This is a genomic window from Okeania sp. SIO2B3 (genome assembly GCF_010672525.1).
Taxonomy (GTDB): Bacteria; Cyanobacteriota; Cyanobacteriia; order Cyanobacteriales; family Microcoleaceae; genus Okeania.
In genome coordinates this window covers 291,356-304,206 of sequence record NZ_JAAHGH010000004.1, presented here as the reverse complement: position 1 = coordinate 304,206, position 12,851 = coordinate 291,356, and the positions used below count along the sequence as shown (strand labels likewise).

Annotated in this window: 8 protein-coding genes; 4 read left to right on the top strand and 4 right to left on the bottom strand. The window is 36.2% G+C overall.

Annotation, left to right across the window (positions count from 1 at the left end; all coding sequences use genetic code 11):
• The 3 genes from F6K15_RS05410 to F6K15_RS05400 all read left to right on the top strand — a co-directional run.
• On the top strand, positions 1-3,166 hold a 3,166-nt coding region (locus F6K15_RS05410), incomplete at its 5' end, for a LamG-like jellyroll fold domain-containing protein (protein WP_293058015.1).
• A gap of 961 nt (positions 3,167-4,127) precedes the next feature.
• The gene (locus tag F6K15_RS05405) at positions 4,128-4,631 is read left to right on the top strand and encodes a heme-binding protein (protein ID WP_293058012.1); all 504 of its coding nucleotides are present in this window, start codon (positions 4,128-4,130) and stop codon (positions 4,629-4,631) included.
• A 521-nt stretch (positions 4,632-5,152) separates the two neighbouring features.
• Entirely contained in the window at positions 5,153-5,332 is a 180-nt protein-coding gene (locus tag F6K15_RS05400; protein WP_293058009.1) for a hypothetical protein, read from the top strand.
• Between the two features lie 285 nt (positions 5,333-5,617).
• Here the strand turns inward: F6K15_RS05400 and F6K15_RS05395 are convergent, their stop codons facing one another.
• The 4 genes from F6K15_RS05395 to F6K15_RS05380 all read right to left on the bottom strand — a co-directional run bounded on the left by F6K15_RS05395 (position 5,618) and on the right by F6K15_RS05380 (position 11,746).
• Complete coding sequence (locus F6K15_RS05395; RefSeq protein WP_293058006.1) at positions 5,618-6,034, bottom strand: secondary thiamine-phosphate synthase enzyme YjbQ; 417 nt, start codon at positions 6,032-6,034, stop codon at positions 5,618-5,620.
• Between the two features lie 67 nt (positions 6,035-6,101).
• Positions 6,102-7,622: a mechanosensitive ion channel family protein gene (locus F6K15_RS05390; RefSeq protein WP_293058003.1), complete on the bottom strand. Its 1,521-nt coding sequence runs from the start codon at positions 7,620-7,622 to the stop codon at positions 6,102-6,104.
• Between the two features lie 940 nt (positions 7,623-8,562).
• Positions 8,563-10,212, bottom strand: a complete 1,650-nt coding sequence (locus F6K15_RS05385) for a mechanosensitive ion channel family protein (protein ID WP_293058001.1) — start codon at positions 10,210-10,212, stop codon at positions 8,563-8,565.
• A 430-nt stretch (positions 10,213-10,642) separates the two neighbouring features.
• On the bottom strand, positions 10,643-11,746 hold the full coding sequence (locus tag F6K15_RS05380) for a glycosyl transferase (protein ID WP_293057999.1): 1,104 nt from the start codon (positions 11,744-11,746) through the stop codon (positions 10,643-10,645).
• Positions 11,747-12,140: 394 nt separating this feature from the next.
• Between F6K15_RS05380 and F6K15_RS05375 the strand changes: the two genes are divergently transcribed.
• Positions 12,141-12,545: a FeoA family protein gene (locus F6K15_RS05375; RefSeq protein WP_293057997.1), complete on the top strand. Its 405-nt coding sequence runs from the start codon at positions 12,141-12,143 to the stop codon at positions 12,543-12,545.
• Positions 12,546-12,851: the final 306 nt, after the last annotated feature.

Below are 12,851 nucleotides of genomic sequence, written 5' to 3'. Positions count from 1 at the left end.
TGGTTTACAACTGCATCTGCCACTGGATGAAATTGTCGAAAATGCTGCTAAAGAAAAAGAAGTAGTTGATGTTTCTCCAGCAAAACTCAAGGGTAAAGTCAATGGGGAAGCAAAAGTTGTAGCAGACTCCAAACTTGGCAATTGTCTAAATTTTGACGGTGTGGATGATTATATCCAAATGCCAGAAATGAATATTGACTATTCACAAGGTTTGACTGTAGGAGCTTGGGTACAGTATAACAGCTTCAAGAAGTGGTCGAGAATTATTGACTTTGGAAATGGTGCTCCAAATGACAATATTCTGTTTGCTAATGAACTTACTACTAATAATTTAGCCTTCCAGGTTAATAAAGGTACTACTCAAAACAGGGTTAAAGCAGATGGCAAACTGGAGTTGAACCAGTGGGTTTATGTAACAGTAACTGTTGATGGGTCAGGTAGTAGCAAAATCTACAAGAATGGTGAAGAAGTACAGAGTGGTTTAGTACATCTACCTAATAATCTTAATCGCACTAACAACTACATTGGTAAGAGTAACTGGTCAGTAGATGGATATTTTCATGGCAAAATGTCGCATCTGCGGATGTATAACCGACCATTATCTCCTGAAGAAATTAACGAATGTATGAAAGTGGATGAAACTCCTCCACCTATGGATATAAATCGTGGTTTACAACTGCATCTGCCACTGGATGAAATTGTCGAAAATGCTGCTAAAGAAAAAGAAGTAGTTGATGTTTCTCCAGCAAAACTCAAGGGTAAAGTCAATGGGGAAGCAAAAGTTGTAGCAGACTCCAAACTTGGCAATTGTCTAAATTTTGACGGTGTGGATGATTATATCCAAATGCCAGAAATGAATATTGACTATTCACAAGGTTTGACTGTAGGAGCTTGGGTACAGTATAACAGCTTCAAGAATTGGTCAAGAATTATTGATTTTGGAAAGGGTCCGGGTAACAACAACATTCTGTTTGCGAATGAAGGTACTACTCAGAATTTAGTCTTCGATGTTTATCAAGGTGCTACTCGAAACAGGATTAAAGCAGATGGAAAGCTAGAGTTAAACCAGTGGCTTTATTTAACAGTAACTGTTGATGGCTCAGGTAGTGGCAAAGTATATAAGAATGGTGAAGAAGTACAGAGTGCTTTAGTACATCTACCTAATAATCTTAATCGCACTAAAAATTACATTGGCAAGAGTAACTGGTCAGCAGATGCATTTTTTCATGGGAAAATGTCAAATCTGCGACTGTATAACCGAGCGTTATCAAAAGAAGAAATTAATGAATGTATGAAAGTGGATGAAGCTCCTCCAGCTATGGATATTAATCGTGGTTTACAACTGCATCTGCCACTGAATGAAATAGTCGAAAATGCTGCTAAAGAAAAAGAAGTTGTTGATGTCTCAACATCAAAACTCAATGGCAAAGTCAATGGTGCAACAGTTGTAGCAGACTCGCGTTTTGGCAGTTGCTTAAACTTTGATGGGAATGATGATTATATTATTATTAATCCCATGGCAAATTTCCCCTCAGAAGTACTTACAGTATCATGTTGGGTTAAATCAAACAATACAAAAAAAGCAGGAACACCTGTTTCCTATGCTAATTCTCAAACAGATAATGCCCTGATCTTGTATGACATTAAAAAACTTATACTTTACATTACAGGGGCTACAAAAGAAACAGGAATTGCTTTCAATGATGGTAAATGGCATTGTGTAACAGTAAGTTGGAACAGCAGCGACGGACAATTAAAGGTTTATCTAGATGGGGAAGAGAAAGACTCAGGTACTCTGAGTAAAGGAAAGAAAATTACTTCTGGGGGATCACTCGTACTAGGGCAAGAACAGGATAAATTGGCAGGAGGATTTGATGTCAACCAAGCTCTTGAAGGGCAAATGGCTCATCTGCGACTGTATAACCGAGTATTGTCAAAAGAAGAAATTAACGAATGTATGAAAGTAGATCAAACACCACCACCAGTAGAGCAAACACCACCACCAGTAGAGCAAACACCAGCACCAATGGATATAAATAAAGGCTTACAACTGCATCTACCACTCAATGAAATAGTAGAAAATGCAGCTAAAGAAAAAGAAGTTGTTGATGTTTCAGCATCAAAACTTAATGGTAAAGTTAATGGGTCTCCTGAAATTGTAGCTGACCCGAACTTTGGTAACTGTATCAACTTTGACGGGGTGGATGATTATATCCAAATGCCTGAGATGAATATCAACTATTCACAAGGTTTTACCGTAGAAGCTTGGGTATATTATCAGAACTTCAAGAACCAGTCAAGGGTTATTGATTTCGCGAATGGTCCTGGTAAGAACAATATCATCTTTGGCAATCGTACTACAACCAACGATGGATTATTAGTTGTATTTGTTGGTTCTACGAGAAAAGCTATTGAAGTAAAAGGGATACTCGAAAAGAATCAGTGGCTCTATCTAACAGCAACAATTGACAAGTCAGGAAATGCCAAGGTGTATAAGAATGGTCAAGAAGTAGGGAGTGGGTTGGTAGCTATCCCCAATAGTGTTAACCGCACCAAAAACTACGTTGGTAATAGTAACTGGTCAGCAGATCAATTGTTTCATGGTAAAATGTCAAACCTGCGGGTGTATAACCGAGCATTGTCAAAAGAAGAAATTAATGAATGTATGAAAGTAGATACTACTGGTGAAACTGACACCAAATCAACAACTACCAAACCCACTGGTGAAACTGACACCAAATCAACAACTACCAAACCCACTGGTGAAACTGACACCAAATCAACAACCACCAAACCCACTGGTGAAACTGACACCAAATCAACAACCACCAAACCTACTGGTGAAACTGACACCAAATCAACAACCACCGAACCCACATCAGCGACTGAGCAAAAACCTATGGAATATCGGATTTATCAGGTCAAAGGTAATCCCACAATCAAAACTGGATATCAAGCATCAGAATGGACTGCAGTTATTGCCGGATTTAATTCTGGAGCACAGCAGAAACACAAAGTCTCAGCGTTGACGATCATGCCTGTTATTGAGGATGAAGAATGGAAAATCAAGTGCGATCTAAAAGATACAGACGATCGCTATTGGGATGTAGCCGTTTTATTTATCAGGAATAACATGGTAAATAGGGTCAACAACTTTTATCGTTAGATAGCTGTAGCCTAAAACGATATCTGATAGAATTTTTTGGGGTAGCATTTGATGGCTGCCCCTTTTGATTTATACCATGTCTGGATGAGGCGCTCGTAGTGTTTTAGGGAGTTGATGGAACGTTATCTGAATTCTGATCGGAAATTTGATACAGACAATGCTCCAAAGGTTGATAGTGATAGACTCTTGCTTCTAACCCTTGACAACGGTTAACCACTGGATAAATTTCCAGCTCATAAATTGCACCGCCAAAAGGCAGTGTTCGCCAGCGCTAATTTTTCCCTGGTTGATGTTTATTTATCTATTGAACAATAGTTACAGCAGTGTTCGCCAGCGCTGATTTTTCCCTGGTTGATGTTTATTTATCTATTGGACAATAGTTACAGCAGTGTTCGCCAGCGCTAATTTTTCCCTGGTTGATGTTTATTTATCTATTGGACAATAGTTACAGCAGTGTTCGCCAGCGCTAATTTTTCCCTGGTTGATTTTGATTTATCTATTGGACAATAGTTACAAAAGTGTTCGCCAGCGCTAATTTTTCCCTGGTTGATTTTGATTTATCTATTGGACAATAGTTACAAAAGTGTTAGCGAACGCTAATTTTTCCCTGGTTGATGTTTATTTATCTATTGGACAATAGTTACAGCAGTGTTAGCGAACGCTAATTTTTCCCTGGTTGATGTTTATTTATCTATTGGACAATAGTTACAGCAGTGTTCGCCAGCGCTGATTTTTCCCTGGTTGATTTTGATTTATTTATTGGACAATAGTTACAAAAGTGTTCGCCAGCGCTAATTTTTCCCTGGTTGATGTTTATTTATCTATTAGACATCTCCAAAAATAAAAAATAAAATCAATTATCGTACATAAATTATCAGTTATTTCCCCCTATTCCCTCTTTTATGGAGATGTCTATTCTATAACAAGTATAATGGAATAGTAAATCAAGCCAAATTTTGAAATGTCTGCATCTTTACCCCAAGGTTTTCCTCAACCCACTGAGGCAAATATCATCGAAGTTAAAGAATATCCTCAATATCGCGCTGTCACCTACAAACATACAGGTGATTCCCGGATGGCAACCAGAGCAGCTTTCGACCCACTGTATCAACATATCAGCAGTAATCAAATTGCCATGACAACCCCTGTGGAAGCACGTTATGTCAAGGAAAGCGAAGAGACAGAAGTATCGTTTCTCTATTCGACCCCGGATATGACTCCCCAAAAAATTGATTCTCAGGTGATGGTGAGAGATACTTTGCCAATGACGGTTGTGAGTATTGGGGTACAGGGTGCTTACAGTTGGGAGAGCTACGAACAAAATTTGCAAAAGCTGAAAGAATGGTTGGCGCAACACCCAGAATATGAAGTTGTGAGTCCGCCAAGACGCTTGTTGTATAATTCACCAATGACACCGGAAGATTTGAAACGGAGTGAGGTGCAGATTGAAATTAGGTTGAAGTGATACAGGAGACTCCGGGTTATACAAGAAGGCAGAGGGCAGAAGTCAGGAGTCAGGAGTCAGGAGGGAAGACTGAAGTTGGAAGAAGAAGAACTGGAGTTGAAAGAGAAAGTTTTTTATCACTAATTATCCGGACATGATATAACACACTATCCAAAAGCGGCGTTGCTGATTCTGGGTATGATGCAAGCCCCCCGAGCAAGCCAATTCTGGGGGGAATAAAACTCTAAAAGTCCCCTTTATTAATCCCCCTCCCGTCCCCCGCAGGATCGGGGGAAGCCAGATGTTGCTTCGCTTTTTGTTGAATGGGCGATGCGCGGGGGCTTTACCAGAACCAAACAATAGCGCATTCATACTTTAATTCAGCAACGCCCCAACAGCAAGCAGTGCGTGACTTTCTTCTGCTAAAGCTTAAAACTTAGACAACGCAGGATTTTTCCTTCTTCCTTCTTTCCTCTTCCTTATTCCTTCTGCTATATTGAAACTTCAGAGTATTCAACTTGGAATTAATTTGGAGATTTCTTATGAGTTTTTTCAAAGATGCAGGAATGGCATTACTCGGAGGTTGGATAATTGGTGTTGTATTTGGTTGGCTTAAACTACCTGCACCAGTCCCTCCATTAATGGGTTTAATTGGTGCAGGAGGAATTTTGTTGGGTGGATATTGCTATGGTTTGTTAGTTCAGTTGTTAACAAAGCCTTGAAAAAGGAAGAAGGAAGAAGGAAGAAGGAAGAAGTGAATGGGGATAGTCTTCGACACGGCACTTCGTGTCTTATCATCTGAACCAATTCTAAGAGGATATCTGAAAAGTTGTTTAATACTGAATTTTGTCCCCCGAGCAAGCCAATTCTGGGGGGAACAAGAATCCATTAGCTGGTAAAAGTCCCCCAATTTGGGGGGCTTTGGGGAGGCTTTGAACCTCATTTTTTTGGTAAATAATGAATGAATGGGCTATTTTTTCCTTCTTCCTTCTTCCTTCTGCTAAAAATTATTCTCCACTGACATGAATTACTAAGTCTCGGGTATGACTACGTTGGCGATGTTCCCAAACATAAATTCCTTGCCAAGTACCTAATACTAATCTGCCATTATTAATCGGAATTTGTTCTGAAGTATGGGTTAAAACACTACGAATATGAGCTGGCATATCATCAGGACCTTCAGCACTATGAATATAATGATAACCTTCTGGTACTAATTTTGAGATAAAGTTTTCCAAATCAACTAATACATCTGGGTCGGCATTTTCTTGAATTATTAAACTAGCGGAAGTGTGCCGTAAAAATAGATTACATAAACCTGTTTTTACCCCTGATTTTGCTACAGCTTCTTGTACTTTGGAAGTGATTTTGGATAAAGATTTACCAGAAGTATTAATTTGGAGTAATTGTTGATAGTGAGTCATTTCAATTATCAGTTATCAGTTATCAGTTATCAGGTAAGCAAACAGCAGTCAGCCATCAGCGCTTCAGCTATTTATTCAGGTTAATATTTGTTCTGTCTTGATTATTCATCATTAAATGGTGAATCACAGGAATTTCAATTTTTTCTTCCTGGAAAGCTTGTTTAATCATTGTACCAAGAATTCTCTTCATATCAATATGTCTTCCTGGTTTAACTTCTGTAGTTATATGAATTAACATTTGATAGTCATAAAATTCTTCTATGCCATCTACTACTGTTCTTTTCATTATCTCTTCTGGATAATTTTCTTGAAGCTTCTTTCCTACTTTTTCTATAATTTCATAGATTTGATTAATATCACTTTGATAAGGAATTTTCAGAGTGACAACTGAATTACTATGGTGTGAATGATTAACTACATCCTTAACATCACGATTATGGATAATGTAATGTTTATCTTCATAATTAATGCGAGTTGTTCTTAATTCTATTCCTGTGACAAAGCCATAAGTACCATTTATCTCTACAAAATCTCCTACTAAGTAGTAGTTTTCAAATAAAATAAAGAAACCTGCAACTAGATCTTCAATTAGACTTTTTGCCCCCATTCCTACTGCTAAACCAAGAATAACTACACCTGCTGGTAAAATTTGGACAAAAATTAGGCCAAGATACATACCAATAGTATCAAGAATAGCGATGCCTGTACCAAAGTAAATAAAATATTTGAGAACGCTTTTAAATAAAGGTAGAAATGTCTGATTTCTTTGTTGAGATAAATTACTCGAATCATCGTTACGGAGTAATAATCTTTCGAGAATAAGTTTAGCAATTTCTTCAATAACACGACTGATAAATATAATGCCAATTATTTGAATAAATATAGGTCCATATATAGCTAGTTTGGCGATAAAAGCAACTTGCTGAACTACTAAGGTAGCTGTAATTATATAGATTGCATATTCAATACATCTTTTTGCTAGAGGAATTAAACGACTCAGGCGATCGTAAATACGCAAGATATTTTGTCGGTCGGAATATTTATTGCTCAAGGCATCGAAAGTATCAATAATAGCTGTACTTGCCTTGATGAAGAGCAACCCTACAGTAATAATTATATAAATCCGCAAACTTATATATAAATATTGAATAGTTACTGCTGGTAGTTGCACGAATTGAGCGGATAAAGTAACATAAAACAGCCAGATAATGTTATTAAAGTTGCCTTTGAAAAATTCAAAGAAACTTTCGATACTTTCTTCATTAGCAGTAAGTTTTTCAAAATTTTCTGCCTGTTCTTTCAACCAGTTTAGGCATTTATTTATGTATCGGATAATCCAGATAGTTATTATTAATAAACTTAAGCTTTTGATAACTCCAATTCCTACTTCTCGCCAGTAATCTGAGGAAAGATTTTGAATAATGGAACGTTTGTATTCTATTAAGTCTTGTCCTTGATAGATCAGCCATCCATTAAATCCTGCTACTGCCAAACATAATAATAAGGAACAGATAGTTATTAATATCTGCACATTTTGGTAGATAACTTGAAGATTGTTTTCCCTTTTTTTTATGGATGAAATTTGCATTAACTGTTTATATATCCTACTGAAAACAAATCTAATTGTCAGAAAGGTACATATGATAAATCCGATTTCAATTCCAATTACAATGATGTTATTCATATCAATTTGAGAAATGATAAGTAGGTAATTTCAGTTATCAGTTATCAGTTATCAGTTATCAGTACCTCTCTCTGCCTGTTTGCGCAGCATGACCTAGGAAAGTCAGAGGCTTGAAATATTAAACTTGATTTTCTCTTAGTCGATTGGATATGGCGCAGGTTTCCTCGCCATCCCACCCTACGGGAAACTGCGCTAACGACAGCTTTTTCATTTCCATGAAAAATTATTTTTATGATAAGATGGATAAAGGACAAGTGGCTGATAACTTAACTTTTCGTTACATAGATTTTTCAATAGTTGAATAGTTAGCAATAATTATTTTAAATATTCCACAACAGTTTTAGCGATCGCTTCACTACCATTTTTATCTAATTTTTCAGATTTATATTATGTCCGGTTGAATAGTTATAAATAATCAGGGAGGAGTCATATCAAGTTCGGTTAAATACTTATTATATAGTTGTGGGAGATGGGGAGGTAGGGAGATGGGGGGATGGGGAGTCTGGGAGATGGGGAGATTGAAGTAACTATAGAATTATGGCATTGGTGATTTGAGGTATGATACTATGTCCGGATAAGAGTGGGATAGAACTCCGTTCCGGGCTCTGCGTTAACGTGCATTGTGTGCTAGCAAACAAAAAACTTTCTTCTTTGCTTCTTCTTTCTTCTCTCCTGACTCCGGACTCGGTCGTTCCCCTCCTGGGAGGGGTTAGGGGTGGGTTGACTCCTGACTCCGGACTCGGTCGTTCCCCTCCTGGGAGGGGTTAGGGGTGGGTTGACTCCTGACTCCTGACTCCTAAAGACTACCAATTTATAACTGTTTAACCGAATTTGATATCACTATTTATCGTAGAGGTTTTAAAAATATTGGAATAGGTCGATCGTTACTCAGGGTTACATGATTAACCACACTAAGTTCAATATTTGCTTTTTCAAAAGCTTCTTTAATCATTATACCTAAAACTTTCTGAATCCTGAAATGTTTTCCTGGTTTAACTTCTGTAACTATTTCGATTAATATGTGATTTTCTGAAAATTCTTGTACTCCTCCTATTGTTGTTGGTTCAATTATGTCTTCCGAATAATTTTCTAGCAACTTCTTTCCAACTTTTTCTATAACTTCATAGACTTGACTAATCTTAACTTGATAAGGAATTTTTAGCATGACTACTGCACTACTATAGCTGGAGTGATTAACTATATCCTTAACATCACGATTATGAATAATATAATTTTTATCTCCACCATTAATGCGAGTTGTTCTTAATTCTATTCCCGTGACAAAACCACTTACGCCATTTATCTCTACAAAATCTCCTACCAAATAGTAACTTTCAAACAAAATAAAGAAACCTGCAACTATATCTTCAACCAGACTTTGTGCTCCCATTCCAATTGTTAAACCTAAAATACCTACACCTGCTAAAATAGGAGTCGGGTCAATTTTAATAGTATAAAGAATTGCTATCCCTGTACCAAAGTAAATCAGGTATTTAATACAACTTTGAAATAGGGGTAGAAATGTCTGTCGTCTCTGTTTAGATATATCATCTTGATCGCCCTCACGCAGTAGAACTTCTTCTAGTAACAGTTGACCAATTTCTTGCACAACACGACTCATAAATATAATCCCAATTATTTGCAAAAATAAAGGACCATAAGGAGCTAAACCAGCAATAAAATCAACTTTTTGAATAGATAAAGTAGCTGTAGTAATATAGATTGCATATTCAAGACATCGTTTGGCAAGAGGAATTAATTTACTTAGGCGATCGTAGACCCGCAAAATATTTCTTTTATCGGAATATTTCTTGCTAAGACCATCTAAGGTATCAATAACTGTTGTATTAGCTTTAATAAATAGTAATCCTGTAATAATAATCATATAAACCTGCAAACTTATATACAAATATTTGATAATTACTTCTGGGAATACCATTATTTGAGCTGATAGAGTCACATATAACAGCCAAATCATATTATTAAAGTTGCTCTTGAAAAATTCAAATAAATTGTCAATACTGGCATCATTTGCAGTGATTTTATCAACGTTTTTTGCCCACTCTTTTGACCAGGTTATAAATTTATTTATATATGGAATACTCCATTTAGTTAAAATTAGTATGCCTAAGATTTTGAGTACTCTAATTCCTATAGCTAGCAGGTAATCAAAGGAAATACTTTTAATCAAGGAAGTTTGGTATTCGATTAAATTTTCTCCCCGATAAATAAGCCATCCATTAATTCCGGTAATTAATAAACATAATAGTAAGCAACTTATAGTTAATAATATCTGAATATTTCGGTAGATAACTTCAACATCTTTTTTCTTTTTTTTAATTGATGATACTTTTATTAATTGTTTATATGCTCTGTTGACAAAAAATTTAATTACTACAAAGAGAGATATTAGAAATACGATTTCAACTCCCATTGCAATGATGCTGTTAATGTCAATTTCAATGAAGTTGTTAATATTAATTTTAGGGATCATAATTGTTTTCCTTGAATAGATTGTGCAGTAATTAGGGTTTGCTGAATAAAATCTTTTTGCTGGGTTAGGAGACAGGAGACAGGAGACAGGAGACAACCCACCCCTCGCCCCTCCCCCTCCGGTGGAGGGGAGAAATGGGAATGAGCGAAGAGGTAGGAGAAAGAATTGTCCCTTGGTTTTTCTGCCCAACTATGCGTCTAAAATACTAACCTTTTGAGCATGAAGAGCTGAAAACCAGGCACTGCAACTCGACCCCAAAAAGGCACTTATCTTTATATGTCAATGCTTTTAGATTTAATCAGCAAGCCCTAATTAGAAAGTTGAAAGTATAGCAATGTGCGCTGGCATAATATTCAATTCCGTAACGGTTAAAACCCGAGGTAATTATCAATTATCCACGCTTCAATTATCAATTAATGAACTGCCTTCTTCAATGTAAATAATCTACAACTGCTTTAGCGATCGCTTCACTGCCATTTTTATCTAATTTTTCAGATTTACGGGGTGGTTGTAAGGGTCGTCTGAGAAATTCCCAATCACCATCAAAAAATTCTGTTGGTGGTAAAATTTGATGATAACTATAATCTTGAATACCTTCTAATAATAATTTTGATTCAGCAAAACCTTCTCTGATTAATGAGACAACAGGTATCTCTAATTTTAAGGCTTCAGCAAATGTGCTATATCCTGGTTTGGAAATAATTCTGCCACATATTGGCATGAAATCTACAGGTCGAATATTGAGTAAATTATTGTGATTTTTATCTAATTTATTTCTGACATTTATAAGGTTGGGAAACTCTGGAGCGTTACTATCAAAAGTAATAAACTGCCAGTCAGGAAAACGGGATATATTTTGATAGGGAATCTGTGCTAAACCTAAACCACCAAAAGTCAGTAAAACAGTTTTTTCTTTGTCTGTATAAATGCCAAATTTTGCTTTAATTTCTTCAGGTTGATAATGTGGAGTTCCTCCAGTTAATCCCACATCAAAAACATTAGGAAAAGCGTCCATGGATTCATGGAATGGGAGGCGAAATAAACGGTCACACTGCCCAAAACATTCTCCTATCCAATCAGCAATTTCCACAAATTCACCACCCCAAGGACGATAAATAAAATCCCAACCAAAATTATTCAACATCCAACAAGGAATATCGGCAGCTTGAGCAATTTTAGCAGCAAGTGGCGGGATATCTGCTAATAATAAATCCACTCTATTTTGCTTAATAAAATCAACTTCTCCAGCAATAATTGACCGTTCTTTACTCCGAATTTCTTTCAATTTTTCTAGGGTAGTTTGTTTATCCATTGTGATACTGTCTGATTGAATAACTCCCACATCAAAGGCACGAGGACGATGAATAAAATCACCAGAAATATAAGATTCTAATAACCAACGGGGAGCAGTTGTCACCATAATCAATAAAACATCTGGACACATTTTTTGCACCAGATTAGCAACTGATGATATGGGTACAGCATGACCAAATCCATGGTTAGTAATAGCAATATATAATGTAGGTCGAGACATGGGAATTTTTTAATTAAAGATTAATAATATCCTATAATAAGTTTCAACAGGAGTCATTAATAAGTTTAAACAGCAGTCATTAGACCTCTCCGGAAAAGAGGAAGTAGGGAGTAGTTCATTAATGGATAATGGATAATGGATAATTACCTCGGGTTTTAACCGTTACGGAATTGAATATCAGGAAATATTATTTCTTCTCTTGGTCTCATGGATATGGCGCAGGTTTCGGAGCCATCCCACCCTGCGGGAAGCTACGCTTTACATGTTGCGTAGCAAAACGACCGCTTTTTTCCCCTTGAAAGGGGAGGCTAATAAAGCTGAATTATTTAATTAATAATTATTAATTATTAATTTTTCGGTAAGGACATTGGATGCAACGTCTCTAAAGAGCTGAATGCTTACGTTTATTTATAACTGTTTAACCGGAAATGATATAATACTTCACACTTATCAAGATAAAAAAAATACTTTAAAAATGTTGTCTAATCATCCAGAAAAAATAATTTTTGACGCAGAAAATAAGCAAGATTTAGATAGTAAAACTACTACACAACTGATAGATTTATCTTGCCTAGATATCCAAAATTCAGCAATTATTAAAAGAATTGAAATAGATACTTATGGTGAAGTATTAGTCAAACGTCTTAAAGCTATGGGAGTTGTGCCAGAAAAACAAATAATGGTATTACGAAAAAGTTGCTTTGGCGGACCACTTCATATCAGAGTAGGTATCAGTACAGAATTAGCAATTAGGAGAGAAGAAGCAAAAACAATTTTTGTTAAACCGCTAATTTTGTAAATAAAGTTTTGAGTATTAAATGTTGAAATAATAAACTCGATCTAATGTTGTGAGGATAATTGACACCTTATATCAAATCTGGTTGAACAGTTATAGATTGGTTAACTCTTTAGGAGTAAAGATGTTAATTAGTAACAACAAATAACTCTAAGACTGATTAAACCACAGAAATTGACTATGGCGTTGGCACAGTCTAGCGGTAGTTATATCGCTCTAGAGAAAGGTAGTAATATCATGTCCGTTGGTATCGTTTGTGTAAAACCAAGGGTGAATATCTACAAAAAATTTACGTTTGTTTTTTCAAGC